Raw genomic sequence first — 26,792 nt, 5'->3', positions numbered from 1 at the left:
GTTTTACTCCTCATAGGAAGTACTCCACGTTGAAAGCAACCCACGTGGGAGCGTCTACCGACACGTTCACGGTGGCGCTGTGGCTGTGGCTGCCGAAGCTGAAGTAGTGGTCGTGGCTGCTGACGCTGTGGGAGTGGGAGCCGACGACGCCGTGCGAGTGGCCGTCCGGGTGGACGGTCGTCTCATCGAAAGGGTCTGTGCTGCCCGTGCCGCCGGGGCCGCCGGTGTTGGTGTAGCCGCCGTAGCTGCCGGCGCTGCTGGTGGAACCGGAGGCGTAGGGCGCGGTGGTGGTGCCGACCAGGGTCACGTTGCCGTCGCCGTTGAAGTCGACCTTCACCTCGTTCGAGCCGCCGGCTGCGTCGCGGGGTACGAGCATCGTGCGCCGGCTGGCCGGGCGGTACTCGGCGTCCAGCGGGGTGGCGAGCACCTGGACGCCGGAGCCGACGGTTACGCCGCCGCGCCACTGCATTTTCCAGGAGCCGTTGTCCAGGACCCGGCGGTACTGGAGGGTGCCGTTGTTGTTGCCGTTGTGCGCCCAGCCGGAGGTGAGGCCCGCGGTGATCCAGCCGCCGGCGCCGACGCCGGTGAGGTCTGCGACGTGGCCGAAGGCGATGATGTCCGCGCCCTGCTTGAAGATCAGCACGGTGTGGCCGATGCGTGGGCTGTACGTCTCCTCGATCCGGACGCCGTCGATCGTGGTCGACGTGTCGCCGCTCATCTGCACGCTGATGGTCGGCGGGGTGCTGGCCGCGGAGATCGCCGTCACGATCGCCTTGCGGATCGTGGCCGGCTCGAAGGACAGGGCCGGCTTGTTGATCTCCGTGGCGAGCAGCCGGAGCTCCTGGTCCTGCTCGGCCTTCGCCTTCGCCGCCAGCTCCTCGGCCGTAGGTGGAGTCGGGGTCGTCATCCGCTGCTCACCCGCCTCTGCCTGAGCGTGAGTTGCTGCTTGCCGTCCTTGCGCAGCGGAATGTTGAAACTGTCCAGGGCGTACAGGCCGGAGACGCCGGACTGGGCCCTGACGACCTCCACGACGTCCCCGGCCTCGAAGGACGGGTTGACGGCGGCGGAGATGCTGAGCTGCGAGGTGTAGCCGAGGTACTGGGCAAGGACGGCTCGGGCTGCCGCGGTCGCCTCGTCCGTGGTCTTGACCAGGGAGTCGGTGACGAAGGTGGGCACCTCGCCGTAGCCGCCGTACCGGTAGGTCGGGGAGGTCGGCTCCATGTCCCACGCCTCGCCGCGCACCGGCGGCTTCTCGTCCCCCGCCGACTCGCCCGTGACGATGACCCCGTTGTAGCCCGGCTCGTCCGAGTACACGCGGGTCAGGTCCGTCATGATGCAGCCCTGGCCTTCGATGTACGTGAAGTCGGCGGCCGGCAGGGCGTTGATGTCGTCGGGTGGGGCGACGACCAGGCGCCCTTCGACGTCGAAGTAGATCTCGCAGCCCATGGACTTGGCGAGCCTCGTCACCGCGTCCCACGGGTCCGCGCCGGCGTCGTACAGCAGGGGCGCTGTAGTGGTCAGCAGGGTGGTGATGGAGTCGTACTGCACAGCCGGAAAGGTGCGCCGGACGATGTCCTTGATGGCTTGCAGCACGTTGGTGCCGGCCGCGATGGTGTACGGCACCTGGAACTTGTCCCGCGCGATCGTTCGGGAACGGTCGTACGCCTCGATCTGGATCGTCGGGGCGCGCGAAGTCTCGTCGGCAACGGTGGACCGGGACAGCCGGAACACGCCCAGGGGGCAGACCTCCGGGGGTGTCCCGTCGCTGTAGACGATGCCTCGGTAGGGGCGCAGCTCGGTGCCGTGGGGCGTCAGGATCTCGCCGGAGGCCCGTGGCGTGAGCAGCCCGGTGGGGTCGACGCACCGGAGGTTCAGCTTGCGCCGGATTGATGCGGTGCGGTCGACTCCGACGTCTCCTTCGATGGTCGGCAGACGGACGGTTTCCAGGTTTCCGCTGATGACGTCGACCCACGAGATGATCGTGTGTGACTTGCGGAGGGTCGCGTAGAACTTGTCCGTCTGCCGCGCCATGCCTCTACTCCTCGGGGGCGACCTCCACGAACGTGACGGTCACGTAGCGCCGAGGGTTCTTACGGCGCTGCCCGGTGGGCAGCAGATCTGAGGAAAGGTCCCCGATAGACCGCACCCACCAGGAGTGGTCGACGTCCGACTGGAGCAGGAGCGTTCGACCGCTGTTGAGGAGCTGTTTCAGAGCTGCGTGCTCTTCTCGGGTGACGTGGATCTTGAGTGTGAAGGTGTCCGACTTGTATCCCTCGGTGATGACCAAGGGGTAGTCCTCGCCCAGGGGTTGGAACTGCGTCGCGGTGTTCGCGGTGGCGACCACGAGGTTTTCCCACCGCACCGACAGGCGCAGGTTCTTGGACAGGTCGCTGATGTCCTTCAGCCACCAGTCGAGAGCCGTGAACGTGGCCTCGTTGCTGGCTGGCCCCCAGCCGGAGGCGTAGCGGTCGCCGGCCAGGCCGTAGGAGATCGTCTGCACCCGGTAGCGCCGGTTGTGCAGCGGGACGATCGTGTGGTCCGTGTAGAGCAGATTGCCGCTGGCGTCCTCGAACTCGGCGCCCACCGTCTTCTGCCCCGGCAGGACCCGCCAGGCGTCCCCGTATCCGGTCCCGTCGTCATCCTGGTACTCGATGATCGGCTTCGACCAGACCGGGTGCTCCGGCCGGGCCGTGCCATCCCTCCACGTCGGCTCGACGCCCTCAGGGGTCGAGCCCAGCGAGAGGCCGACGCGGTCGAACTGCACGGTGTCACCGACGCTGCGGCCGATGGCGGACAGCTTGGGCCGCATCCGGGTAGTGCCGGCCGGCACATCGAACGACGCCCAGCTCTTCACCCAGTCGGTGTCGTTGAACGGCGCGCCGAGGGCCGCGGCCTCGGAGATCTTCTGGTTGGCCCGGAAGAACTCGACCCCGAGAGCCGGGGTGCCGGCGGTCGAGCCGAGGAACTGCGCGGTGATCGTGACCTTCCCCTTGGCGGAAGTGATCACGGTCTCGTCCACGTCGGATATGTCGACGGTCGTGTTGGTGTACGCCGCCGCCGTACCTGCCTGTGCTGCCTCGGCCGGCTTGATGAGGCCGACCCAGGACGACATGGCGTTGGCCGATGTTCCCGACCCGGGGGCGAGGGTGCCGTAGACGGACTGGAGGCCGACTGCGGCGACGCCGTTGGAGTCGTAGACCGCGGTGCTCATCCACGGGTTGCTGCTGCCGTTGTTGTTGTCGACGCGCTCCGTCTCGTTGGCTCCGGGCGGAGGGTTGGACGACAGCGGCAGCGGCTTGATGATCCCGATCCAGCCAGCGGAGGTGAAGACGTCGCCGCTGAAGGAGCCGGTGCGTGAGTGCGTGCCGGTGGAGATCTGCCCGTTGGAGTCGGAGAACGCCATGTGGACGTCGGGGAAGCCACTGAGCGACGTGGTGTCGTCGGTGCGCTCCTTCACGTCGCCGTTGTCCCACTGGTCACCGAACGGGGTGGTGGCGCCGAACAGGCTGATCCGCCATGCGCGGCTGTTGGTGTTGGTCACCGTGCCGGTGGACACCGACAGAGCTCCCCGCGCGGTGCCGCCGTTCTCCGCGATGAACTGGTTGGCGGCCGTCTCCGCGTTGCGGTAGGCGACCGCGACCGTCATTTTCGGCTGGCCCCACTCGCTGGAAGGGTGCGTGCCCGTCCAGGAGTTGGGTTCGCTCGCGCCGGCGGTCCGCTTGTAGACGAACATGGTGAAATCGCCGGAGTGTGCGTCGCCGTTGCCACCGTTGCTGCGGTGGAGCCGGCGGACCTGTGTCCAGCCGGAGGGTGCGGTCGCGGTATCGACCTGGCCGGAGTAGCCCACGGCCGCGATCATCAGGTCTCCCGACTGGACGCCGGCAGGCTTGTTGATCACGAACGAGGTGGTGTCGCTGTGCTGCTTCCAGGCCGACGAGCGCCCCACGAACATGATCGACCCGGGGTCCGACGAGCCGGGCGGCTGCTTGTTCGCGGTGAAGGTTCCGCCCGATACGTCGTCGCTCGCGGCGAAGGCGGCGACCCGCCAGGCGTTCGGGTCGGAGTTGTAGATCGTCTGCGTCTGGTGGACCAGGGCGCCGGACGTGTCGGTCTTGACGTTGTCCACGACGAACTGCTGATCGGCGTGAGCGGCCCCGCTGTAGGCCACCACGACGGCCGTACGCCGGCTGCTGGAGGCCGACACCGCTCCCGTCCAGGTGGAGGGGTCGGCGGCCAGCCCGGTGCGCTTCAGCACCCACAGGGCGATGTCCGTCGAGCCGTCATCCACGCTGGAGGTGTTCGCCACCGTCCAGCCCAACGGGGGCACGATGGTGCCGTGGCTGGTGGAGGTGACGAAGGCCAGCATCAGATCGTTGTCCGCCAGGCCGGCCGGCTTGTTCAGCGTGTAGTTGGTGCCGGTCGTCGGCGTGGTGAACACCGCGCCGGTCGCCCGGTAGCCGATGGAGCTCGACACCGCGTTGTACGTCATCTGGTGCGTCTTGAGGCCGTGCGAACCGAGGCCGGTCGCGGTGACCCGCTGGCAGGTGGTCGCGCTGTTGGCCTGCACCCAGGCGTCCGAGCTGGGCGCCGGATCGTCTCCGGTGGCCAGGAACGAGGTGAGGAGGTTCCGTGAGACGTGCCCGCCGTCCGACCAGGCGGTACCGATGCCGTACATGAGGCCGGCATGGTCCAGGTAGTGCACCTCGTTGATGGCCGGCGCGACGACCTGGAGAACCAGCTCGGCGTACTTGGTGGCCGCCAGAGTGGTGCCGGTGGCGACGATCTCGGTCCAGGTGTCGGTCTCGTCGGTGGCCTGCGCCTGGACCGCGGTGGCGTCCAGGAGTACGTGATCGGTGTCGTACTGCCGCAGCAGCAGCTTGGCCGTGCGCCCGGAGGTCGCGGCCTTCACCTGGCCGCGGATGGTGACCGGCGCACCGCCGACGACCTCGATCTTCGTGGTGGCCGCGAACATGTCGGCCGCCGAGGACGCCTTGACCGACATGGACGCCTCGCCGGTGGCGAAGTAGGTGGCCGTCGACCGGGTGAGTACCGCGTTCGTCGGCACGTAGCCGAGAGGGTCAGTGGCTATCTCGAAGTCGGCTTGCTGGACGGACAGCAGGTTGCTGCTGTCCCGCATCTGAAGGAACGCCGAGCTGGTGAAAGCGTCCGGGACGACGGTGGGGACACCGACGCCGGGGACGCCGGCCACACCGGCGTTGTCGTCGCCGGGGACGCCCGGGGCCGGCCCCTGAATGGTGAATGCCTTGCCGGCCCAGTTGCTCACCGCGTTGTGCTGCGAGTAGACCCGCACGTACACGTAGTACGAGTCAGGGTTCAGCGACGTCGGCAAGGTGTAGGTCGATGCCTCGCCCTGGACCGTCTTGGCGAACACGGGCGGGGCGGTGCTGGGGCTGAAGGTGCTGCTCGCCACCTGGACGGCCGTGAAGATGCGGTACTCGGCCTTCTTCTGCGGTTCGCCCTCCTCCTGCTGGTAGCGCCATTTGACCACCGGCGAGGGGGTGTTGACGGTGCCGACGGGGGCCTGGACGCTGACGGTCGGGCGGGTGTGGAAGTTCACCCGGCAGTAGAACTGGGTGATGCGAATCGAGTCGAAGAGGTTGTTATAGGAGAAGCACCGGAGGCGCAGCTTGTTGAGCCGGTGGATGTCCCAGAACTTGCCCAGGGGGTCGGTCGTGTAGGTGCCGACCTCGAACGTCTGGTAGGTGCTCTTGGCGTACAGAGTCCTCGTGGTGTAGCGCGAAGGATTCTCGGACGAGAGCACGTTCACGGTGACGCAGCGGGGGCCTGACCCGGCTTGGGTCTTCATGCGAATGAAGACCGTCACCGAGTCGATTATGGCCCCATCGGGGAGGTCATCACAGTCAAGCGGGAACTTGATCTGCGCGCCTCCCCGATAGCTCGGGCAGATGATTCCGCAGTCATCCTCAAGGTAGCCGACGGCTTCCCAGATTTGAGTGACGCTGGCACCGAAAAAGCTCCAGCCATCATTCTCAACATCCCCGTCGGGGAGAATGAGGAACGATTGCGTCATGGCCCTTTACCTTCCCTTGCCCACCCCCTGCTGCATGAGCGAGCGCAGCTTGGGAATGACCTCGTTCTCGATCTCACGAACTGCCTCGTGGTCGAGATTTCCTTGCACCGTGATCGGAATCGTGATGGTGGTTTCTCCGCCGTCGCTGCGCACGACCGGGATCGGCCGGCTGTCGCTGCGCTCCGTCCGGCAGACAGAGACATCGACGGAGTCCATGAACCGGGAGGCGAAATCGGCCGGCCGGAACGAATCCAGCAGGCGAGCCGTCCCCCGCTGAGCGCCTGCGGTGTACCGGCGGGCCCACTTGTTGGACTTGATCCGCTCGCCGCCCCTGAGCTTCATCAGCTCGGGACCGCGCTCACCGATCCAGCTCCAGCCGCGGCTTGCACCGGACGTCCCGCTGGCGAGACCGCCGGGAATGCCGAGACCGTCACCGCCACGCCGGAAGTCGTCAAGCTGCCACTGGGCCTGCGGAGACAGGTCGCTGGCGCCTGAGTAGACGGCGTGGATGTGCTGGTTGCCCGGCCAGTCGCGGTACCAGGCCGCGAAGCCGGCCGCGTGCAGCGCAGGCAGCAGCTCGGGCCCGCCGGCGATGTCATAGACACCGCCGCCGGAGTGCGTACCGGCCGAAGCCGCCACCGAGTTGCTGTACGGACCCTGGACGATCATCCCGGAGGAGATGCCGGCCGCCGACAGGGCTGCCGCTGCACTCCCGTTCGCCGCGCCCAGGGAGCCGCCGGCGCCACTGGAGGCGGCAGCGGCCTGGGCCGCCGCGAGAGCTTCCGCAGCAGCGATAGCCGCTTCGGTCGCTGCGATGAACTCCTCGATCTTGGCTATCGCCGTGTCGAGCTGGGCGACGATGGTCTCCACCATGGCGGTGAAGGCCGCGCCAACCGCCTCGTTCATCGCCGTGGCGGCTTCCGGCATCGTCGTCTGCATGTGGGTCTCGAACGGGACGACCTGGCCGTCTCGGATTCCAGTCCACTGCTCGGCAGACGTCGCGTTCATCGTCGTCCAGGCGGTGTCGGACGCGGTCTGCATCGTCGTCGCCATGGTCGGCATGGTGGTTCCCTGGTGCAGTTCGGCCTCGGTGAAGGTCGAGTCCCGCATCAGGACCCACTGGGCCGCCGACTGGGCGTTCATGTTGGTCCAGGCGAGGTTGGACGCCGTGTTCATCTGCGTTGCGGTCAGCGGCATCGTGGTGCCCTGGTGCTGCTCGGCAGGGGTGAACACGGTGGCCAGCATCGCGTTCCAGTTGGTCAGGGCGCTGGCGTTCATCGCTGACCAGTTGGCCTGCGAGGAGCCCGCCATCAGGTCCAGCTTGGCGGGTATGTCCGCGCCGACCTTCTTGCCCACCAGGTCTGTGGTGGTCGTGATGGCCGGGGTAGCGGTCACGCCTGCCTGAACGGTTCCGTTCCAGGCCGTCTGAGCCGTCGCCAGCATGTGCTGAGCGGCGGCGATGATGTCACCGAACCAGCCCTCGCCCTCGGGCGCGGCCTTGAGCTGGTCGATGATCGGGCTCTGGAGCGGTGTGGTCTGCGGCATACCTGTGGCGGGCACCGGCGGGAGTGCCGGAGCTGCCGCGTTGCTGAGGATCTGCGCAGTGTCCTTGGCCGGGGTGACGGTGTCGCCGCCACGCATGTTGACGATCTCGGGTCCGTTTTCACCGACGAGTGCCGGGCCGGGCAGCGCGCCCGGGGTTCCGAGGGCGTATGCCTTGCCGGTCGGGACTCGCCCGCCGTACCTGTCCTTGATGTAGGCCGCCGCCGCTGCCATGTTCGCCAGCGGGTCCAAGATGTTATTGGACGTGCCGGGGACATGGTACTTCTGGAAATTGGGCGGAATGATCTGCATAAGGCCCTGAGACGGAATGCCGTTGCGGGCGTTGATGTCCCAGTTGTTGATGGCGTTCGGGTTACCGGTGGACTCGATCTGCATGCGCTGGAGGAACGCGGGGAGCTGGCTCGGGTCCAGCCCACCCATCACCATCGCTTGCCTCGCCAACGGAGCCCAGGATTGAACCGACTGGGCGCCTGCGACGGAGAAGGAGGCGAACTGTGCCATAGCGGATGCTTCGGCTTCCTTGTTCTTGCCGATCAGGAAATCGATAGCACCCTTAATGACTTTCTCGCCCATGGCGATCAGGATTTTGCCGAAGTTGCCGGCAGGGTTACCCCAACCGGACAGGCGGTCCTTCACCCACTTGAAGGCGAACTCGAATGCGTCGTCCGGGATCAGGCCCAGCAGCATCTTGCCGATGCTTCCGAGGTCCGGAAGCAGGGCGCCGGCCACGCCACCGGCGACCTTGGCGGCACCGCCGATGACCTTGCTGGCAGCGTCGGCCAGGTCCTTGCCCGGCGTGATGTCCGGCCCGAAGTCTGGGCCGATGCCGGAGCCGAACAGGCCGCCGCCGTCTTCCTTCTCCTCGGAGCCTCCGCCGCCGCCTCCTCCGCCGAACAGGCCGCTGAGGCCGTCCAGCAGTGAGCCGAGCGGGAGGCCCTGAGCGACGCGGCTCAGGATCTCGCCGGCCTTGCTCAGGATGCTCTGGAGGAAGCTGGGTATCCCGCCGCCGCCACCGGCGCCGCCGCCTCCGGAGCCGAGGCCGGAGCCGCCAGCCCGGAAGCTGGCCACCTGCGCGCGGGCCGGCCCGGACAGCTCCGGGTGGTTCATGAGCACCGCGTGGATGTGCGGGGACATCCCGTGCTCGGGTCCACGAATCCAGGCCGCGAAGCCTGCCGCGTGGAGCCGAGCCAGCATGGCCGGGCTGGTGGACGAGATGTCCACCGCGCCGCCGCCGGCGTGGGTTCCGGCGCTCAGCGAGCCGTGACTGTACTCGCCCTGCGAGATCAGACCCATGGGTACGCCGGCGCGCGCCAGGGCCGCCGACGTCATGCCGCCGACCGCGAAGTGCGGGACGCCGAACTTGTCGAGACTGGGTGCGCCTCGACCTGCTCCTCGGTGCCCTGCGAACTTGCGGTTGGCGCCGTTGACGAAGCCGGGACCGCCTAGGCCGCGGACGGCCTCGGGAGTGAGGACGCCTTCGCCCTTGGACAGGATCGCCGGCACGGTGTCCTTGCCGGGCGCGTAGCCGCGTAGCGTGCCGCCCTTGCGGAGGTTGACGGGTCCGCCTGCGGCGTAACCCTGCATCTCCGGGCACGGCTTGCCGGTCATGCCGCCGTACGCGAACGTGACGATGCCGCCCGTTGCCAGGGTGGGGAAGTTGACTGTGCCGATTTCCCCGATCTTGACGTCAATGCTGAGAAACGACGTGACGTTGTTGAAACCCTTGATCAGGGCATTCACGATCCCGATAACACCGTTGATCGCACGCTCGATAATTCCGCCGATCTGGTTCCAGATCGTTCGCGCGATGTCTCGCAGGGCGTTCCACGTGGCGTTCCACGCCGTGCGGATAGCGCTGCTGAAGGTGTTCCAGGCGTTGCGAAGCGCGGTAAGGAGTGCCTGCCACGACGCCGACATGGCGTTCCAGATGGTCTGGGCCGCCGTGCGTACCGCCGTCCAGAACGCCTGCCAGGCCGCTCTGAGGGCTGCCGACCACGTGTTATACGTGTTCCGCAGCAGGTTGAGAAGGGCCTGCCACGAGGCGGACAGTGCATTCCAGATGGCCTGCGCTGCCGCGCGAAGAGCGGTCCAGAAGGCGTTCCAGGCTGCCGTGAGGGCGGCAGACCAGGTGTTGTACGCGGTTCGGAGGAGGTTGAGGAAGGCTGTCCACGCCGTTTGCAGCGCTGTCCATATGGTCTGGGCAGCAGTGCGAATGGCGTTCCAGAACAGGTTCCAGGCCGCCGTCAGCGCAGCGCTGAACGTCGTATATGCCGTCTGTATCGCGGTGAGGAAGGCGCTCCAGGCAGTCTGAAGCGCAGTCCACACTGCCTGCGCAGCCGTCCGGACGGCGGTCCAGAAGGCGTTCCAGGCGGCCGTCAGCGCGCTGCTGAAGGCCGACCATGCGGTCTGCATCGCGGTGAGCACCGCAGACCAAGCCGTCTGGATTGCGGACCATACGGCTTGTGCAGCCGTCTGGAGCCCGGACCAGAAGGCCGACCAGGCGGCGGAAAGCGCCGAACTGATCGTCTGGTAGGCCGACTGAAGGGCCGACAGGAACGCCTGCCAGGCGGCCTGGAGGGCGGACCATACGGTCTGCGCGGCTGACTGGACTCCGGACCAGAACGCGGACCAGGCCGCGGAGAGGGCGCCGGAGACCGCGGAGAAGACGGTCTGAAGCGCGGAGACGAAGGCGGACCAGGCAGCCTGGAGGGCTGACCAGATGGTCGTGGCCGCCGCGCTGATCGCGTTCCACACCGCAGACCAGGTCGCGGAGAGGGCGCCGGAGACCGTGCTCCAAATGGTCTGGAGGCCGGTGATGAAAGCCGACCACGCGGTCTGGAGGGCGTTCCACACCGCCATCGCTGCCGCGCTGATCGCGTTCCAGACGGCCGACCAGGCGGCAGAGAGGGCACCGGAGACCGTACTCCAGATGGTCTGGAGTCCGGTGATGAACGCGGACCACGCAGCTTGGAGGGCGGACCAGATGGCCGTGGCCGCGACGCTGATCGCGTTCCAGACGGCCGACCAGGCGGCGGACAGGGCACCGCCGACGGCGCTCCAGATGGTCTGGAGGGTGCCGACGAACACCTGCCATCCGGTCTGGAGGGCGTTCCAAACGGCGGTGGCCGCTACCTGGATAGCTCCCCAGACTGCGGACCAGGCAGCGGAAAGGGCACCGCCGACAGCCGACCACACGACCTGGAAGCCGTTGACCACGGCGTTCCAGGCGGTCGTCAGGCCGGTCCAGATGGCCTGTACGGCGGTGGAGATGCCGGACCATGTGGCGTTCCAGGCGGTGACCAGGGCACCGGAAACGGCCTGCCAGGCGGTGACCATGGCGGACCCGACGGCGTTCCACGCCATCTGAATCCACTGCCAAGCAGTAGAGGCTTCCTGCTTGATGTTGTTCCACCAGTTGATCCAGAACTCGCGAAACCACTCGCACTTGTTCCAGAGGATCACGAACGCGGCCACCAGAGCGACGATGGCCGTAATGACAGCGCCGATCGGCGTTGCGATGAAAGCGAGGTTGAATGCGCGCCAGACGGTGATGGCCACCATGACGGCGCCGCGCAGGAGACTGAGGACGTGAACGAAGGCGGTAAAGAGAGCCGCCACGCCCTGAATGACCATCATGCCGAGAATGGCGACGCGCCAAGCGACGAACGCCTGGGCGATGGCTGCGATTACCCCGGGAGGTATGGCCGCGACAATCTGCGCCAGTACCGTGATCAGGGTCATGGAAACGGGCGCGAGCTGCTGCATGGCCGCGAGGATGTTCTTGAATGCGGCCCACAGAGCGTCGAGCATTTCGCGAACGGCCGGCGTCTGGGCGCGGGCCTCCCGGATGAAGCGGATGAAGCCACCCTCGGTGGACCACTTCGCCAGCTCCGCGGCCCCGCGTGCCAGGCTGTTGGCCAGCTCGGTGCCCAGGGGGGCGAAGGCGCGGAACGCCTCACCGAGAACCGTGGCCATGGAGCGGCCGGCAGCGATCAGGGCATTCAGTGAGGGGACACCCTGGGTCATGACGACCTGGATGAACCGCTCGAAGCCGTCGCCCTTCAGCCAGGCGGCGATGGCGTTGGCTACGCCCTGCATGCTGGGCACGACGGCGTCGAAGAGCGGCTTCAGTTTGCCGACCGCGACCGCCATTGCCGCAAGGACTGTGGTTGCAACTCCCAAGCTCTGGTTCTGAGTTTGGGAGATGAAGCGCTGCCAGGAAGCCGTGAGTGCGTCGAGCGACTGGAGGAAGGCCCGCTGTGCGGGAGTCATCCTGCGCAGCGCGGCGTCGTACTCCTGCTGGGCCTGCAAGACCTTGAGGAGCTGCTTGGCGTACGCCTCGGTGCCCGGCTCCAGGGTGGCCAGGGTCGCCCGCTGCTGGTCGAGGTTGGCCTTGAGCTGCTGGACGGAGTCCCGCAGGCTGAGGGTGTTCTTGATCGCGCCGCCCATGGCCGCGCCGAACACCCCGAGGGCGGTGCCGGCCGACACTCCCATGGCGGCCAGGGCCCCCGCGTTGGCCGCCGCCACGGTGGCGACGGGGAGCAGCGCGGGGGCGATGGCGACGGCCGCGACCTGGAGGCCCTGGAAGCGGCGAGTGGCGCTGACTATGGAGCGGTCGGCGGCGACGAGCTCGTTGCGGAATCCCGCGATGTCTCGTCGGGCCTGGCTGACGCCGTTACCGTCGTAGCGGCTGAAGATGCTGAAGCCGAGGCTTGTAACCGTGGCCATTTACTATTCCCCGTCTTCAGTTGTCTCGCCAAACGGCGGCGTCACCCAGTCGTCGTCTTCGTCCTCCTCTTCAAGAGGAGAAAGCGGGCCGAGCAATTCGTACCGGCGCTTGTAATGCTCCGGCTTCGGCGCTGGGCCCTTCTTGTGATGCTTGTCGGTGAAGTGGGCCTGCCCTGTGAGGTAAGCCTGGAATTGCAGCAACTCATGAAGAGAGGCCAGCAGTTCGGCTTGCCATTCATCGGTGAGCGCCCCAGTCGCTCTGTGCCACGCCTGCCATTCCGCGAACTCGCGGGATGACATGCGGCGGAGCAGTTCCTCACAGGGCTGGCCCAGGGCCTTGGCTAGCTGGAACTTGAATCCTCGGCCGGGGTCTCTTCGAAACCCTCGGTCAGCTCCTCGATGTCGTCCTCGGACAGCGCGTTCATCTCGTTGCACTTGTCGAAGAGGCGCTGAAGCGCGGAGGCCGACTTGTTGCCGAGGCGGGTGACGTCGCCGGACTGGAATATCCGGCGGCCCTCCTCATCCACGATGCAGAGGGCGACCAGGCGGGCACGCAGGTTGGCGAGGTTCTGCTTCTGCTTTCCGCCGCGCATCTGGACGGTGGACGCCTCGAAAGCGTCGCGCTCGGCGGCGGTGAGCATCTTGAGGCGGACGTCACCACCCCACTCGGGGACGTGGACGATCTCAACGGGGAGGTCGTCGGCGGCGAAGATCTGTTCCTTCGTCAGAAAGCCCATTGCGGGTAACTCCTTTTCTTTGCGGGTCAGCGGGTAAGAAAAGGAGCAGGCAGAGGCACCCGCGAACCTCTGCCTGCTCCGGTCTGTTACGGCCTGAATCCGCCGGCGTCGGCTATTTCCCTGGCGGAGTCTTCGATCAATTCAGTGAGGCCGTTCTCGAATTCGTTTTGAGAGTCGTCCATGGTGTCCATGAACCAGGAGTAGCCGGGGTTGGAAAACCACCGGTCTCGGTCACCGAAAAGGGGGTGACGCCAGCCGCTCCTCCGGTCGAGACCGCGCGGGATAATCCGCTCGTCGGGCTCGCTCATGGACGTGGTGATGCGGACGCCGGCACGGCCGCTGACTCTTACGGCGACGCCTTCGGCTACACGGGCGCGCAGGCCGGTGTGCCCCGCGTTGCCGGGGGTCGGCAGCGCCAGTACGCGCGCACGCGCCTTGGCGGCCAGAGGCTCTGCCAGGTTCTCGATCCGGTCCCGAAACCGCTCGGGGAAGGCGGCGTCGACCTTGGCCAACGCCGCTTCCACCCGCCGGAATTCGGGACCGGTGACGATGACGTACTGAGGCATCAGGCCGTGGCGCGGACGATGCCCTGACGCTGCGCCGGGAAGGTCACCTCGGTCTCGGAGAGGTCACCGACGTCTCCTGCGAGGGGCTGGTACTCCAGCAGGATGCAGGTCGCGGAGTACTCGGGGTTGGTGGCCGACTTGGCGCTGGCGCGGGGGCGCACCTTCACCAGGAACTCGGTCTCCAGGTTCCACAGCGGGTACAGGGTCGCGTCGACCTCGCCGGCCGCGAAGTCCTGCTGGAAGTTCAGCTCGAAGCTGTCGTCCTTCAGGCCGTGGGCCCGCTCACGGCCGTCACCGCCGAAGTTTGTGGTGTCGATTTCGTCCTTGACGAGGTTCACCGTCACCGAGGAAACGTGCGACGAAAAGTCGACGCCGTTCACCTCGATGAAGCAGTCTCGCAGTACGAGCTTGGCCATTGTGCTTTCTCCTTAACAACGGCCAGGAACGGCCGCACGGTGCAGAAACGTGTCTGCAAAAGGGCATGAAAAAAGCCCCCACGGGTTTCCCGTGAGGGCTTTCAGGTGGTGCGGGGACTACTTGTCGGAGCCGGCTCCGTCGCCGTTGATCACGTCGGCCGCGCCGTCGCCGGCCGCAGGGTCGCCGGGTGCCGGCTCGTCCTGGGGGTCGGGCTCGGGCGCCTCAGGGCCCCTGGTGTCGGGGTCGGGGGCGTCGGCGTCGGGGTCGGCCTGGTCCTCGGCGGCCTCGGCCTCCGGGCCGGACTCCTCGGGCTGGGGCTCCCCGTCGGGGTAGTCCGGCAGAACGGGCTCCAGGTGGCCGGCGTCGACCATGATCTGCTCCTGCTCCTCGGTCAGCTCCAGCTCGACGGTGTCGCCGGGCTGGACGCCGTCGACCGCGTGCGGGCCGACGACCTTGTATGCGTGCACACCGGGCTCGGGCTTCTCGGGCCGCGGAGGCTGGATCGCAGGCTTGTGCATCAGCTCATCCTCACGACAGCCACGGTGACGCCGGTGACGCCGCCGGTGCCGGCGACGTTCAGGGTCGCGCGGCTCGAACCGTCTGCCGGGTCGAACGCCTTCCGCATGGGAATCCAGAGCTCCCCGGTGGTGGCGGCCAGAGTGAGGCCGGCGTAGGTGTACGCCTGCCCGTACTCCGTCTGGCCGGGCACGGTGACGGTGACGGTCTTCGCGTTCGAGTCGGTGTTCCGGTAGACGACGAACGTGTTGTGTCCGCTACCGATCTCTGCGGTGTCGGATGCAGCGGCGGCAACGAAGGTCGGCTTCGTTCCCGCGTTGACGATGTTGTGTGTGCTGAGTGCCGCCATCGGGGCTCAACCTTTCTTAGTTGCTTCCGTCCGTATGAACGGTCACGGTGAGGATGGCGCCGGTGTGCTGCACCTGCGCCGCCTGGAACGTCCCGCCGTAGCCCCTCATTCGCTTGACCATGGCGTCGATGACGTCGCTACGTCCGAGCGTGGGGTTCTCGTAGACGACGCGGCGAATGCTGTTCGGCCCCGCGCCGGTCAGGAACTCGTCCAGGAGCTCCTGCTGTGTCTGGCTGTTCTGGCGTGCGACCAGGACGTAGACCTCGAACTCCCACGTGTCCAGGCCGCGCTGGAAGGCGCCGGTGAAGTCTCCGGTGGACGGCTTCACGACGATGGCCGGGAGCCGCAGGACGTCCGGAACTTCGGAGTAGTCCTGCAACTCGACGGTTACGTTCTGCCGGATCACGGTCGCCAGGGCTTTGCGTATCTCGCTAAGGCTGGCCATCAATCAGCCCACCAGCAGCTTGTGTCGGGCGTAGCGAGCGAGCTTGCTGGCCGCGACGCGGTTGTCTCGGATACGGACCGGGCCCCACATGTCCATGCCGGCGACCCCGAAGGGGGCGTCCTTCATGTTGAACGCCTCAGAGGCGATGATCAGGCACGCCTGCTTCACGGGACCGGGGACCTCCGACCAGCCCCACTTGGCCGTCACGCGGACGGAAGCCAGGCGGAGGCTGTAGCGCAGCAGGGCGCGGCCGGTGAGCCGGTAGAAGGGCCAGCCGGGCTGCCCGTCCACAATGCCGTTCGCGGGCCCTACCTCGTAGTCGGCCAGGGGGACGACCTGCCAGGTAGTCGGCCCCGTGGCGACCTCCACCAGCAGCCCGTCGGTGGTGTAGAAATCGTCGACGTGGACCACGCCTGACCGGTCCGGCCGGTAGACCCGGGCGGTGGCCGAAGTCGCCTTGTTGAACTGCCGGTTGCAGATCCGCTCGACCTCGCTGCTCGCGGCTTCGATAGCCATCTCCGCGGTGAGGTCCAGTCCGATCGTGCCGGGCTTGATGTTCGCGTATTCCTTGAATTCGGTCAGCGTGACGTACGGGTCGCCTATGGCCATGCCTTACTCCTTGGAGGGCAGGGCCTTTGGGGTGTCCTTCGCGACCGGCTTCGGGGCGGCGGTTTTGCGGGCGGGCTCGGGCCTGGGGGCCGGGACCTCCTGCTTCGGCGCCTCGTACTCGTAGTCGATCTTGAGGACGTCGAAGAGGCCGCCGTGCGTCTTCAGTAGCTCGTGGCCCTCGCGGACCGTGGTGCCCTTCTGGATCATGCGACGTGCGCCGATGGCGAAGGTCTCCCGAGCGATGTAGATCTTGCCTTCGCTCATGATGTTGCTCCTCTTGCTGGGGCGGTGCCCGGGAGGAGTGCAGGATCGTTTCTGCACTCCTCCCGGTTACCGGTTACGGCGTGTCGCTGACCAGGGCGCGGAAGGCACCCGGGACGAGCACCCGGGAGGTGTTGCGCCAGATGGCGAGCAGGCCGCGCTGGCCGGTGGGCCGGCGGTTCGGGCCGAGCAGGTGCGGGACGAGCTCGACGCTCATGCCGACGCGGTCCAGGATCAGGAACTGCTTGAGGTCACCGAAGACGAGGTAGGGCACGGTCTCCGAGGTGGTGTCGGCGGACATGGCCGAGACCTCGTGCGCCGGGTAGCCCAGCAGCTCGGCCGGCTGGCCGGCGCCGATCCGGGTCCACAGGGCGTGGCCGTCGGTGGCGGCGAACTGGCGGATCTTGTTGTAGATCATCTTGTTGCCGAGGAAGTGCGCGCCCTCGCGCCAGCGCGGGGGCAGGGCCTCCTCCAGCTTGTAGACGTCGCCAGCCACGAAGGTGTTCGTGGTGGCGGACTCCACCAGCGTGGTGGCGCCGGTGACGATGCCCTGGGGGTTGGTGCCGGTGCCGGAGCCGGTGACGAAGGAGACGGACTCCTCCTCGTCCTTGGCGTCCTGGAGCAGCCGCGCCATCTCCGAGCGCATCTGGTTCCAGTCCTGGTCGATCTCGATCGAGAACGGGATGAAGCCCGTCACTCGGGTCGGGGTGACCTCGGGCTGGTCCAGGGTCGGCTCGTTCGACGCGACCTCAGCTGCCTCCGCGGAGCGGGAGACGGTGATGCCGGCCGTGGTCACGCCCTGCCACGCCTTCGTGGTGATCGACTCGACTCGGGCGTAGCGCCGGAGCGGGTTGATGCGGCCGGAGCTGGTGAGGATCAGCGTCGGGTCCAGAGCGAACGGAACCGCGTAGCCGCCGGTCGGGCCGGTGCCGACCGCCAGCGCGGCACGCTCTTCGGTGGTGAGGCCGTCCGGGGAGAGGGACGAGGCCAGCTTGCCGAAGGCGCGCTCGTAGAGCGGGGAGCCGGTCTGGAGGACGCGCTTGGCGAGGGTGCCGTGCTTGTCGTCCACGGTGTCCAGGAGGTGGGAGATCCGCTCCTGGGCCGCCTCCTTGTTGACACCGGCGTACCGTCCCTGCTCGATGGCGCGCATGGCGTTGTCGCGGTAGAGGCCGGCCATCTCGTCCACGTTGCGGGCCTCGTGGCGGATCGCGCTGAGGTCGTAGATGTTCTCGGCGCGGCGGTGGAAGGCGGGGGAGCGGCGGCCCTGGTCGACGCCGGGCTCGCGGTGGGCCTTGTCGTCGGCCAGCTCGCGCAGGCGCTCGGCGCGGGCGTTGGCCGCCTCGATGGCGCGCTGGTGGGTGTTCATCTCCTCGTTGAGGTCGTCCCACTCGCGGGCGATGTCGGAGGGCAGCTCGGCGCCGCTGTACTCGGTGTCGATCTCGGTGAGTCGAGAGCGGATCTCGCCCTGGCGCGACGCGCGCTCCTCGACGGTCATGGTCTCCATGGGGACACTTGCCTTTCGTGTTTCGGGGGCCGCCTTTTGCGGCGTGGGAGGTGTTTCTGCGTGTCCCGTCGGGGTGCTCTGGGGAGCGGCGCTAACGGGGTCGACCCGCGTTTCCTCGGTCTCCACTTCCGGGACCACCGGGGCTTCTTCTGCGGGAGGTTCGGTGGTGCGTTCCTCGTCCTCGGGCGCTGCCTCAAGGAGGGTCTGCACGTACTGCTCGCGTTCGCCCTCGGAAAGGGAGCGGACGCCGACGGAAGTCTCGGGATAGGCCGGGAATACGACCGGGCCGGCTTCGAAGAGCTTGACTTCCTTGATGGTTCGCTGGAGGGGGCCGCGGTCGCCCGCTTCGTACAGCAGCTCCAGGAGCTCGCCGCGGTCGCGGATACGCTTTCCGTCGCCGTCGGTCCACTCGTCGCGGACTACCTTGAAGCGGAAGCTCATGCCGCTGATGGCGCCGGCTTCGATCGCCTGCCGGATGGGCTCGACCACCGGGTTGTCGAAGAGTCGGGCGGAGACGAACAGGCCCTCTCCGTCCTCGGCAAGCGTTTCGATCTTGCCGATGGGGACAGAGCCCGTGCGTACGTCGTGGCCGTGGTCGAACTGGAGCACCGGCGTGCGCTCGCGGATGGTCTTCTTGAAGGCGCCAGGAGCGATTCGCTCGCTGAACTGTCCTTCCCACGAGTTGATTTCGGTGTCCGTGTTGAAAACCGCTGCGTAGCCTTCGAGCGTTCGGCCGTCGCCTGTTTCGCCGGAGCGTTCGGACTCGCCAACAGGCGTGAAGTCCACGGCCCGCAAGCAGAGCCGGTCGGGTGGGTCGGTCATTTCAACTCCCTTGCGGGCATGCAAAAGGGCCCCGCTCCCGAAGGAGCAGGGCCCAGAAGTGGGTGGTCGGTCAGCCGCCGATGACGGCGCTCACGGAGTACGTGAAGGAGGGGGTCGTACCGCCGATGACGCTGCGGGTCCGGATGAACTCGGGTGCCGGGAAAGCGCCGGAGCTGGTGGCCGCCGCGGTGAAGTTGGCCGGCGCAGAGCCGGAGCTGCCCGCTCGGTAGCCGCCGGCGCCGATGGTGCCCAGCTCGACCCAGGCCGTGCCGTCGTTCGAGCCCTCCACGACGACCGTCATCGTCGGCGTGGTGCCGGAAGCGGCGGTCACGACTACGTCGACCACAGCGACCGCGCCCTCGCCGGTGTTCACGGCCTCGCCGGTGGTGCTGGACGTCTGCGCGCCGCCGGCCTTCAGCGTCACCTGCTGGCCGCGCCGCAGCACGTTGTTGAAAAAGCGCATGATCCTGTTCCCTTACGGTTTCGCCGGAGGCTTCTTGGGTGCGGGCGCGGTGGTCTTCTTCGCTGCCGGAGCGGCCGGCTTCGGCTGCTGCGACTGGGGCCGGTACGGGCGGGGCCCGCCGACTTGCCCTTCGCCCTCCGGGCCGTTCGGCAGTGGGGGCTGGAGCTGCACGGAGTACAGGCCGGTGTGCTTGAGGAGCGTCCAGTCCTGCTTTCGGACGGCCTCGATGATCGACTCGGGCGTGTAGCCGTCCTGGATCAACTTCGTGATCGTCGTCGCTTCCATGGTCTGGATCTCAGCGAGCTGCGCGACGTCGTCCTTGAGGAAGCCGATATCGCGGTCGTCGTACCAGAGCCGGGCGTCCTCGGGGACGCGGACCAGGTTCTCGTAAGCCGCGCACAGGGACCGCCACAGCGGGCGCATGCAGCCGTCCGCGAAGCCGTCCTTGGCCGCTTTGAAGTTGCCGGCGTTCAGGGAGGAGCCCTGCATGCCCTCAGAGAGGCCGACGACCACCGGGTGGACGCGCAAGGCCGCGGCGATGCGGGTCTCGCCGGCGCCCTGCGTGTTGCGGAAATCCAGCTGGCGCAGGTCGTAGGTCAGCGGCTTCACGTCCGCCCCACCGCCGAGGTAGAGCGTGGAGTACGCGTTCTCGACTCCGGCGTGTGAGGCGTCCATGGCCGCCATGAACTCGTTGAACTGCTCCTGGGTGACGGTCTCCTTGAAGGACACCGCTATCGCCGGAGTCGCCGCGTTCTCGAAGAACTTGCCCTTGTGGCGGGTGGCGGCCTTGTCGCTGGCGATCTCACGGATGATCGGGGTGAGGGGCGACATGCCGCGGTACATGGCCTCGGGGTCCGGGATCGGCGCCCAGTGGGCGATACGGCCCTGAGAGCCGTCCACCGGGTAGAGCTTCCACCGGTCCCTGTCCTGCGTACCGCCAGGCTTGTAGAGGTAGCCGGCGACGTCGCACTCGACGGCCTCCTCGGGCGGCTTGGTCAGGATGATCTCGGTCCAGTCGGGGCGGAGCCAGCGGATGCGGCTGCCGCTGCGGACGGCGTAGTGGTTGCCGGCCAGGTCGGCGTGCTGGATCGCCCGCGCCAGGAGGTCGCCGGTCTGACCGGACGGCCACGGCTTCTCCAGGACTGCGAGATCCTTGGTGCCGAAGAGGTCGGCCGGCCGGCCCTGGCGCATCTGCTGGAACTGGAAGCGCGCCTCGGAGAAGACCAGCATCCGCGCGAGCATGCAGGCGAAGACGATGCCGGAGCTCTTGTAGGCGGACTGGACGTAGCCGAGGAAGTCGCTGGGCACCCCCTCGGAGGTGCCGTTGACCGGCGGGCCGCCGCCGATGGCGTAGGCGTTGTTCTGGTAGTGGAGGACGTTCTCCATCCAGTCGTCTATCGTCAACCGCTGCTCTGCTTCGGGGGCGCCCCGGAAAAGCGAGGACCATATCTTAGCCATCTCGCTCACCCCTGATGTTTATGGCGCTGACGATGCCGCCGAGTGCGAGACCGCTGCCGACGAGCCCGTATGGCCCGAAGAGCCAGATGACTCCGGCGGTCATGAGGAGAAATGCGATGACGAGCGCGATGAGCGCTTCCGCCCTGGTCAAAGCGCGTTACCTCCGAACTACCCATGGGGCGGCTGCCGCAGGACGCTCGTGGAGCAGCTTGCGGTATCCCCACGCCGCGAGAGTGACGCTGACGAGCGGAGATATGTCTGATGAGGAGTTTTTCTTGTCCCAGGCCCATTTATCGGCGAGGTCGCGCTTGTCGGCGCCGGCTACCGCATTGGTGAGCGGCGTCTGGCCGATGTGGACGATGCGCGGTGTCTCGCCCTTGCGGGGGACGATGCCGGAGTAGAACTCGCCGCACGCCTGGGCGTACTCGTAGGTGGTCGGAGAGAGCACCTTGATGCCGGCTTCTTCGAGCTCCCCGATGAAGGCGCCGGCCTGGCCGACCTTGTCGATGACGACGGCCGCCGGCCGGAGGGAGGCCCACAGCTCCTTCAGGCGGGGGACGACCCACTGAGTGCCGGGGCGGTGGTCGTACTGCTCGTAGCCAGTGATCTCGACGTGCAGGAGGTCGTCGGGGTTCTTGCCGCAGGCCCCGATGGAGGAGAAGGCCCGGTTCGGGCTGGTGTCGACGGCCAGGAGCAGCAAGTCGTCCTTGCCGTCCAGGATGAAGCTGGCCTCGTCCGTGCGGGCCTTCCAAGAGTCCTCACCGATGACGGCCCACTGGTCGCCGTCCACGGGCCAGTCACCGACGCCTAGGCGCTCCTGGGCGAAGGTGTCGGGGTCCATGGAGCGCTGCTCGGACTGGACGTGTTCGACGCTGATGCGGATTCCGAGGCCGGGGTTGGCCCTGGCGAAGGAGGAGACCGCGGTCGGGTCGTCGTGGTCGGTGCAGGTGGACAGGCAGAAGTCGGTGCAGGCGTCGATGGACCACTCGGCGTAGAAGAGGCGGTGGTCGTTGTGCTTCAGCGCGCGGGAGCGGACGCGGCCGAGCTGGGTGGACTCCTTGTCGCCGGCCGAGCCGGTGTACCAGAGCTGCGGGTTGGGCCTGGCGGACAGCGTCGGCATCAGGGCGCCGACCTGGCTGGAGTCCAGGTACATGGCCTCGTCCAGGATCAGGCAGTCACCGGTGAAGCCACGGCCGCCGCCCTTGGTCCGGGTGCGGAAGCGGAGGCGCTGGCCGCTCTTGAGCTCGATGCCTTCCTCGCCGTGGGAGCGGGATACACGCTTCACTTCGGCTTCCAGGTCGGGCGTCTGCTCGATCAGCATCAGGATGCGGGCGAACGCCTCTTTGGAGGTGTCGAATTGGTGGGCCGAGTGGATGATGAGACGTTCACCGAAAAGGTAGAGGCCCGCCAGTTCACGGGCCTCAAGAATCGAACCTTTTCCGTTCTGCCGACTAACGACTAGGCCGACCTCGAAGGCGGCCCACATGCGCTGCCACTCGTCAGTGAATTCGTTATAGAAGGTCTGCTCTTTGACGGCGCACGCCTGCTCCATCGTCCAGACCTGCCACGGGTCGAGATTCAAGCCCGCCAGGGCCGAAAGCTCAGCTACTTCGCGTCCCAGACTTCCGACCGAAGGGGGCAGGTGTTGCAGTCTTGGCATCTGGTGTCCGAGAGGTGACGCCTCCTCGTATGACTGCAAGGCGGCTCACCTCCCCACCTTCAGCCGGAAGAGCTGCGAGCTCTTCGCAGATCTTCTGTAGACGGAGCACCAGGGAGGCCGTGTCGCCGGTGCGGAGCTGGGACATCTGGCAGGAGCGGCACCGGTTGGCTTCGAGCTCGTGCGCGACGTAGTCCCGGAGGGCGGTGAGTTGGCGCCTGCGATCGCCGGAGGCGATCTCTTCCTCCAGGCTGGTCTTCTTGGCCATCTCGCCCCCTTACGCGCGATGCTGGTTGGCGGTGGCGGCCGACGGGGTGATATCGGTGACAAGGTTCTGAAGGAACGCTTCGCCGCCGGTCACGATCGCTCGACTGTTGAAAGTCGTCTGCGGCGTCGTGACGGTCGAACTTGCCGCCGTGTTGGAGTATTCCGCCCAGCCTTCGATACTGTTGAAGATGATGGAGATGTCTACGGGCGTCGTGCCCAGGATCTCGATGGCTGCTCTCATGGCGTTATGACCGGTGCCGGTTTCGCCGCGCTGGATTCGGTTGCCCATGATGCAGTTGTCATTGTTCGCAAGGTTGCTGATCTGGATGCCGGAGTACGTGTTGTGTGTGGCGCTGCCGCACTTCCGGAAGTAGTTGCCCTGAATGAAGTTGTTCTGAGAGGTTGCGCCGATCAGCATGCCGTGCCATCCGGTGTCGCTGATGCGGTTGTTGGCGACGAGGCACTGCGCGCTGCCGCTCAGAAAGATGCCGTCGGCTCCGGTGGACCGGATGGTGTTGCCGTTGATGTTGTTGAAGTGGGAGCCGCTGATCGTGATGCCGCGGTTATTCGTCGGCCCGAGGGAGTTGCCGATCACCGTGCAGTAGTTGGCGAAGCTCAGCGAAATGGCCGGGTTGGTGTTCGCGGTCGCCGTGATCACGTTGTTGGAGACCGTGCAGTCCCGGATCTCTCGGCCGGAAGCACCGTTCAGGTACACCGCGGCGATCTTGAAATCCTTGCAGGTGTTTCCGTCGATCACGATGCGCTGCACGACGTTGGCCGCGTTGCCGGTCACCTCGATGCAGCTTCCATCACCGACACTGCCGGGGCTCAGGAGCGTGTTGTTGGCGATGACCGAGTCAGTCCAGGAGTACGCCTGCACTGAGTTGTCCAGGGACCCGTTCGACGTGTTCCCGATGATCCGAATGCCGGTATGGAACAGGCCGGCGGCGTCGGTGTGGCTGCCGACCAGGCGGCCGAACACCCCCAGCCCGGAGCCGTCCTCGGCCGGGCCCTGGTAGCAGTTCGTGACGCTGACGTTCTTGCAGGCCGTGGAGGACCCGCTGACGTCGATCTGGATCGCCTCGGAGAAGACCCGCATCGTGCCGGTGGTGTTGTCCTTGAAGCCCTCGAACCGGCAGCCGTCGATCACGGCGCCGTCCACGGCCTGGACCTCGATGGCGTGGTACGAGGCCACATTCCGGATCGTGACGTCCCGGACCGTGATGGCCTTGCAGTTGATGAAGGCCATGATGTTCGCGCTGTTGTCTATGGCCCAGGACTGGCCCTTGCCGTCCCAGGTGCCGCCGAGGACCGTGATGCGGCTCTTGCCGGTGTATCCGGACTCGCCGCCCTCGTAGTTGCGCAGCATCTCGAAGTTGCCGGCCCCGGCGAAGATGTAGGCGCCGTACGCCTGGATCGTCACATCCGACTTCACCAGAAGACCGGAGCTGATCTTGTACTTGCCGGGCGGGATGACGACCAGGGCGCCGCCCTCGGTGGTGGCGGCCGTCGCCGCGGCGTCCAGGGCTGCCTGGATCGCGGCCTGGTCGTTGGTGCTGTTGTCGCCCTTCGCCCCGAAGGCGCGGACGTCGAAGGCCCTGGCGAAGGTGCGCGGGCTGAGCAGTTTCGGCATCGCGGGTTATGCCCTCCCTGCTTACGCTGCGCCCTGCACGATGACGCGGTACTGGTTGCTCGTGGGCGCCGACGCGAAGCGGATGGTGACCGTGGTGGTGGAGGTCGCCTCGTTGTCGGTCATGATCTCGGCGTAGGGGCTGGCGGTCTCCCGCACGGTGACCTGCACGTCGCGGGTACCGAGGCCGTGGGTGACGACGTACGAGGTGGCGGAGCCGTCCCCGATGCTCGTCGCGTACTGGCGGACGACGGTGGCGTCCACGGCGACCGCGTCGGCCGTGACGCTGATGCCGCTGCCGGCACCGACGGCCAGGACGCCGGTGGTGAAGGTGAGGCCGGCTCCGGCGGTGCTGGAGGCCAGGGCGACATCGTCGGCGTTGACGGTGATACCGCTGCCGGCGCCGACCGCCAGGGCGGAGCCGCCGCCGCCGGTGAGACCGGCTCCGGCCGCTCCCGCGGCGATCCGGACGGCGTCGGAGTTGATCTCCAGGCCGGTGCCGGTGGCGACGTTGAAGGTGCCGGCGGGGGACTCGCTGAGACCGTCGCCGGCCGAGTAGGTCTGCCCCGCGCCGCCGAGCTGCGTCCAGGACAGTGCGGTGGTGTTCAGGGTGACGTTGTCGGTGATCAGCCGGAAGACGCGGTCGGCGTTGACCGTGCCTTCCAGCACGGTGACGGTGGCGCCCTTCAGCTCGTCGGCCGAGTCGGCGTCCACGGCGCGGGTGGGGGCGCCGGAGGCGTTGACGGTGTAGATGCCGTTCTCGGCCCCGGAGGACTGGTCCTTAATCAGGATGCGGTCGCCGGTGGCCAGGGTGACGCCGTCGACCGTCTGGCCGTTGGCGAAGGCGCTGCTCAGGGTGCCGCTGGTGGTGGTGGCGACGCGGACCGCCATCTTCCAGGCCAGGTTCCTCGACAGCGCGTCCGCGTACTGCTTGGTGACGGCGTCGGTCGCCGCCGAGGGGTCCGCGAGGTTCTGTATGCGCTGGTTCTGGAGATCCAGCCCGTTGCCGACCTGCATGGCCATGTGCTTCCAACTCCTAAGAGATAACGGCCGATCCGGTCGTCGGCGTGGCGAAGATGACGCTCGTCTGGTTGGTGGTGCCGTGCTCGACGTCGGTCTCGACCTGGCGGCCGGAGGAGTCGAAGACGGACACGTGGACCCGACGGCCGATGTTGTGGTTGATCACCCACGTGGCTGCGGCCACGGACTGCGTGTGCTCGTAGACGAAGCCGCCAGGAGCGCCGGGAACTCCGGGCGGTCCCGGGGGTCCCTGCTGGCCGCCCTGCGAGAGGGTGAGGGCGTTGACCGGGTAGTCGACCCAGAGCTCGGTGTCCTCCTGCTGGACGACGAGCTTGAAGTCGCTCATCGCGTCACCGCCGGCACTACGGACATGCGGCCTTCGATCAGCCGGTGCGTCTCACCGCCCGGGGCGATGGCGATCAGGTCGTAGCGGGCGTTCTGGAAGCTCAGAGCGGCCGTCGCCGTGGGCGAGAGGGCGATGGAGATGACGCCGGTGCTGTTGAGCGGGCCGATGGTCATGCCGGGGCCGAGAGCTGCCGTGTCGAAGTCCAGCAGAACGGTTGAGGATGAGTGCTCCTGCCGGGCCTGCATGCGGATGCGGTATCCAGTGAGGTTGATCGGGTTGCCGGCCGCGTCGTTCCAACGGATCTCGCGGCGAAAGGTGGCGTGCTGCTCGATGACCAGGTTGTGCTGGGCGGCAGTCATCGGCTCTCCCTGATGCGCGTCATGTACTCGATGCGGCGCTCGGGCTCCACGGAGTGCACCCGAGGCCCGTGGGGGCGGGTGTCGGCCCGGACGTCGGCGGTCAGGCCGGGCAGCGTCGCCTCCAGGGCGCCGAGGGCGGGGGCGATACCCGCCAGGGCGGCCGTGAGACCCGGCAGGCCGGCCGCCAGGGACCCGGTGGCCGGCTCGTGGGGGTAGCCGGCGAAGGCCGCCGTCGGGGCCGGCAGGGTACCGCTCAGGGTCGCGGGGTGGTTCGCGTTCGCGGTGATCGTGCCCAGGAGGTCGGGCAGCTCCGCGGCGAACGAGCCGCTGGAGGGCGGGATCGGGTCGGAGGGCTTCAGCAGCGCGATCCAGGCGGTGGCGGACGCCCAAGCGAACTGCCGGCCGATGCTGCGGGAGTGGTTGCCCGTGGCGACGGCACCGTTCGAGTCGAAGTTCGCCAACCACAGCGTGTAGTAGCCGCCGGTCTCGTCATCGAAGTGCAGGTTGCCGCGCTCGGTGACCTCGGTGCACGTCAGGGCGTAACTGTCGCTGGCCGAAACGTAGTTGCCGATGACCACACGCCAGGCGTCGGAGTCGTTGTTGTTGACCGTGGCGGTGTTCAGCGAGGTCGCTTCGGCGGCCGATGCAGCGCCGGCCTCCGCGACGAACTGGTTGGCGGCCGTCTCGACGCCGCGGTAGGCAACCACCACGGACGCCTTCGGGATCTCCGAGCCGCCGAGGGTCCCGGACCAGCTCGTCGGCTCGCTGGACCCGGCCGTCCTCTTGAAGATCGTCATCTGCGACGGGTAGTCGTAGCTGCTCGACATGGTGATGTCGCGGACCTTCGTCCAGCCGCTCGGCGTGTTGACCGTCTGCGCGGAGCCGAAGTCGCCGGAGTAGAACACAAGCGCGGCGATCAGCAGGTCCCCGGACTGCACGTTCGCCGGCTTCGTGAGCTGGTAGCTGCTGTCGTTGACCGTCTCGTACCAGCCGGCGCGGCTCACGTAGGAGATCGCCATGCGA

At 67.4% G+C, this 26,792-nt stretch carries 22 protein-coding genes and 1 pseudogene; all 23 read right to left on the bottom strand.

What is annotated here, in order from left to right; genetic code table 11:
• Positions 1–10 precede the first annotated feature (10 nt).
• Positions 11–907, bottom strand: a complete 897-nt coding sequence (locus C6N75_RS10040; RefSeq protein WP_105868528.1) for a hypothetical protein — start codon at positions 905–907, stop codon at positions 11–13.
• The gene (locus tag C6N75_RS10035) at positions 904–2,031 is read right to left on the bottom strand and encodes a DUF5047 domain-containing protein (protein WP_105868527.1); all 1,128 of its coding nucleotides are present in this window, start codon (positions 2,029–2,031) and stop codon (positions 904–906) included. The genes C6N75_RS10040 and C6N75_RS10035 overlap by 4 nt, the downstream gene beginning before the upstream one ends.
• Positions 2,032–2,035: 4 nt before the next feature.
• Positions 2,036–5,845 (bottom strand): hypothetical protein, encoded by a 3,810-nt coding sequence (locus C6N75_RS10030; RefSeq protein ID WP_146132527.1) that lies wholly within the window; start codon positions 5,843–5,845, stop codon positions 2,036–2,038.
• Between the two features lie 213 nt (positions 5,846–6,058).
• The gene (locus C6N75_RS32210; protein ID WP_105868525.1) at positions 6,059–12,343 is read right to left on the bottom strand and encodes a transglycosylase SLT domain-containing protein; all 6,285 of its coding nucleotides are present in this window, start codon (positions 12,341–12,343) and stop codon (positions 6,059–6,061) included.
• Between the two features lie 3 nt (positions 12,344–12,346).
• Positions 12,347–12,643 carry a hypothetical protein gene (locus C6N75_RS10020; protein WP_105868524.1) on the bottom strand — a complete coding sequence of 99 codons (297 nt, stop codon included), beginning with the start codon at positions 12,641–12,643 and terminating at the stop codon, positions 12,347–12,349.
• Positions 12,644–12,684: 41 nt separating this feature from the next.
• Entirely contained in the window at positions 12,685–13,080 is a 396-nt protein-coding gene (locus tag C6N75_RS10015; RefSeq protein WP_105868523.1) for a hypothetical protein, read from the bottom strand.
• A gap of 86 nt (positions 13,081–13,166) precedes the next feature.
• Positions 13,167–13,646, bottom strand: coding sequence for a hypothetical protein (locus C6N75_RS10010; RefSeq protein WP_105868522.1), 480 nt, complete (start codon positions 13,644–13,646; stop codon positions 13,167–13,169).
• Complete coding sequence (locus C6N75_RS10005) at positions 13,646–14,062, bottom strand: hypothetical protein (protein ID WP_105868521.1); 417 nt, start codon at positions 14,060–14,062, stop codon at positions 13,646–13,648. Before C6N75_RS10005 ends, C6N75_RS10010 begins: the two co-directional genes overlap by 1 nt.
• A 117-nt stretch (positions 14,063–14,179) precedes the next feature.
• The gene (locus C6N75_RS10000; protein ID WP_105868520.1) at positions 14,180–14,581 is read right to left on the bottom strand and encodes a hypothetical protein; all 402 of its coding nucleotides are present in this window, start codon (positions 14,579–14,581) and stop codon (positions 14,180–14,182) included.
• A complete protein-coding gene (locus C6N75_RS09995) occupies positions 14,581–14,928 on the bottom strand; it encodes a hypothetical protein (protein WP_105868519.1) in 348 nt (115 codons plus the stop codon). The genes C6N75_RS10000 and C6N75_RS09995 overlap by 1 nt, the downstream gene beginning before the upstream one ends.
• Positions 14,929–14,944: 16 nt before the next feature.
• Positions 14,945–15,373 carry a hypothetical protein gene (locus tag C6N75_RS09990; RefSeq protein WP_146132526.1) on the bottom strand — a complete coding sequence of 143 codons (429 nt, stop codon included), beginning with the start codon at positions 15,371–15,373 and terminating at the stop codon, positions 14,945–14,947.
• Positions 15,374–15,376: 3 nt separating this feature from the next.
• Complete coding sequence (locus C6N75_RS09985) at positions 15,377–15,982, bottom strand: hypothetical protein (protein WP_105868517.1); 606 nt, start codon at positions 15,980–15,982, stop codon at positions 15,377–15,379.
• Positions 15,983–15,985: 3 nt separating this feature from the next.
• Positions 15,986–16,246 carry a hypothetical protein gene (locus C6N75_RS09980; protein ID WP_105868516.1) on the bottom strand — a complete coding sequence of 87 codons (261 nt, stop codon included), beginning with the start codon at positions 16,244–16,246 and terminating at the stop codon, positions 15,986–15,988.
• A gap of 73 nt (positions 16,247–16,319) precedes the next feature.
• A complete protein-coding gene (locus C6N75_RS31495) occupies positions 16,320–17,747 on the bottom strand; it encodes a phage major capsid protein (RefSeq protein ID WP_258177318.1) in 1,428 nt (475 codons plus the stop codon).
• A gap of 300 nt (positions 17,748–18,047) precedes the next feature.
• A pseudogene (locus C6N75_RS32205) lies at positions 18,048–18,569 on the bottom strand (HK97 family phage prohead protease); the annotation flags it as partial.
• A 70-nt stretch (positions 18,570–18,639) separates the two neighbouring features.
• Positions 18,640–19,032: a hypothetical protein gene (locus C6N75_RS09970; RefSeq protein WP_105868514.1), complete on the bottom strand. Its 393-nt coding sequence runs from the start codon at positions 19,030–19,032 to the stop codon at positions 18,640–18,642.
• A gap of 12 nt (positions 19,033–19,044) precedes the next feature.
• Positions 19,045–20,490, bottom strand: coding sequence for a phage portal protein (locus C6N75_RS09965; protein WP_105868513.1), 1,446 nt, complete (start codon positions 20,488–20,490; stop codon positions 19,045–19,047).
• Between the two features lie 157 nt (positions 20,491–20,647).
• Complete coding sequence (locus tag C6N75_RS09960; protein ID WP_219852866.1) at positions 20,648–22,072, bottom strand: terminase; 1,425 nt, start codon at positions 22,070–22,072, stop codon at positions 20,648–20,650.
• Between the two features lie 352 nt (positions 22,073–22,424).
• Complete coding sequence (locus C6N75_RS09955; protein WP_105868511.1) at positions 22,425–24,047, bottom strand: right-handed parallel beta-helix repeat-containing protein; 1,623 nt, start codon at positions 24,045–24,047, stop codon at positions 22,425–22,427.
• Positions 24,048–24,068: 21 nt separating this feature from the next.
• Positions 24,069–25,067, bottom strand: a complete 999-nt coding sequence (locus C6N75_RS09950) for a hypothetical protein (protein ID WP_105868510.1) — start codon at positions 25,065–25,067, stop codon at positions 24,069–24,071.
• 13 nt (positions 25,068–25,080) lie between these two features.
• A complete protein-coding gene (locus C6N75_RS09945) occupies positions 25,081–25,410 on the bottom strand; it encodes a hypothetical protein (protein ID WP_105868509.1) in 330 nt (109 codons plus the stop codon).
• On the bottom strand, positions 25,407–25,769 hold the full coding sequence (locus C6N75_RS09940) for a hypothetical protein (protein ID WP_105868508.1): 363 nt from the start codon (positions 25,767–25,769) through the stop codon (positions 25,407–25,409). Before C6N75_RS09940 ends, C6N75_RS09945 begins: the two co-directional genes overlap by 4 nt.
• The gene (locus C6N75_RS09935; protein ID WP_105868507.1) at positions 25,766–26,788 is read right to left on the bottom strand and encodes a hypothetical protein; all 1,023 of its coding nucleotides are present in this window, start codon (positions 26,786–26,788) and stop codon (positions 25,766–25,768) included. Before C6N75_RS09935 ends, C6N75_RS09940 begins: the two co-directional genes overlap by 4 nt.
• Positions 26,789–26,792 lie beyond the last annotated feature (4 nt).

This window comes from Streptomyces solincola (genome assembly GCF_002982015.1).
Classification (GTDB): domain Bacteria; phylum Actinomycetota; class Actinomycetes; order Streptomycetales; family Streptomycetaceae; genus Streptomyces; species Streptomyces solincola.
The sequence above is the reverse complement of the archived record's forward strand: the minus strand, read 5'-3'. Positions and strand labels throughout refer to the sequence as shown.

What these genes read in the sequence shown, in the direction of transcription:
- C6N75_RS10040 (WP_105868528.1), bottom strand. Translation starts at nt 907, where the DNA reads ATGACGACCCCGACTCCACCTACGGCCGAGGAGCTGGCGGCGAAGGCG.
- C6N75_RS10035 (WP_105868527.1), bottom strand. Translation starts at nt 2,031, where the DNA reads ATGGCGCGGCAGACGGACAAGTTCTACGCGACCCTCCGCAAGTCACAC.
- C6N75_RS32210 (WP_105868525.1), bottom strand. Translation starts at nt 12,343, where the DNA reads ATGGCCACGGTTACAAGCCTCGGCTTCAGCATCTTCAGCCGCTACGAC.
- C6N75_RS10020 (WP_105868524.1), bottom strand. Translation starts at nt 12,643, where the DNA reads ATGTCATCCCGCGAGTTCGCGGAATGGCAGGCGTGGCACAGAGCGACT.
- C6N75_RS10015 (WP_105868523.1), bottom strand. Translation starts at nt 13,080, where the DNA reads ATGGGCTTTCTGACGAAGGAACAGATCTTCGCCGCCGACGACCTCCCC.
- C6N75_RS10010 (WP_105868522.1), bottom strand. Translation starts at nt 13,646, where the DNA reads ATGCCTCAGTACGTCATCGTCACCGGTCCCGAATTCCGGCGGGTGGAA.
- C6N75_RS10005 (WP_105868521.1), bottom strand. Translation starts at nt 14,062, where the DNA reads ATGGCCAAGCTCGTACTGCGAGACTGCTTCATCGAGGTGAACGGCGTC.
- C6N75_RS10000 (WP_105868520.1), bottom strand. Translation starts at nt 14,581, where the DNA reads ATGCACAAGCCTGCGATCCAGCCTCCGCGGCCCGAGAAGCCCGAGCCC.
- C6N75_RS09995 (WP_105868519.1), bottom strand. Translation starts at nt 14,928, where the DNA reads ATGGCGGCACTCAGCACACACAACATCGTCAACGCGGGAACGAAGCCG.
- C6N75_RS09990 (WP_146132526.1), bottom strand. Translation starts at nt 15,373, where the DNA reads ATGGCCAGCCTTAGCGAGATACGCAAAGCCCTGGCGACCGTGATCCGG.
- C6N75_RS09985 (WP_105868517.1), bottom strand. Translation starts at nt 15,982, where the DNA reads ATGGCCATAGGCGACCCGTACGTCACGCTGACCGAATTCAAGGAATAC.
- C6N75_RS09980 (WP_105868516.1), bottom strand. Translation starts at nt 16,246, where the DNA reads ATGAGCGAAGGCAAGATCTACATCGCTCGGGAGACCTTCGCCATCGGC.
- C6N75_RS31495 (WP_258177318.1), bottom strand. Translation starts at nt 17,747, where the DNA reads ATGGAGACCATGACCGTCGAGGAGCGCGCGTCGCGCCAGGGCGAGATC.
- C6N75_RS09970 (WP_105868514.1), bottom strand. Translation starts at nt 19,032, where the DNA reads ATGCGCTTTTTCAACAACGTGCTGCGGCGCGGCCAGCAGGTGACGCTG.
- C6N75_RS09965 (WP_105868513.1), bottom strand. Translation starts at nt 20,490, where the DNA reads ATGGCTAAGATATGGTCCTCGCTTTTCCGGGGCGCCCCCGAAGCAGAG.
- C6N75_RS09955 (WP_105868511.1), bottom strand. Translation starts at nt 24,047, where the DNA reads ATGCCGAAACTGCTCAGCCCGCGCACCTTCGCCAGGGCCTTCGACGTC.
- C6N75_RS09950 (WP_105868510.1), bottom strand. Translation starts at nt 25,067, where the DNA reads ATGGCCATGCAGGTCGGCAACGGGCTGGATCTCCAGAACCAGCGCATA.
- C6N75_RS09945 (WP_105868509.1), bottom strand. Translation starts at nt 25,410, where the DNA reads ATGAGCGACTTCAAGCTCGTCGTCCAGCAGGAGGACACCGAGCTCTGG.
- C6N75_RS09940 (WP_105868508.1), bottom strand. Translation starts at nt 25,769, where the DNA reads ATGACTGCCGCCCAGCACAACCTGGTCATCGAGCAGCACGCCACCTTT.
- C6N75_RS09935 (WP_105868507.1), bottom strand. Translation starts at nt 26,788, where the DNA reads ATGGCGATCTCCTACGTGAGCCGCGCCGGCTGGTACGAGACGGTCAAC.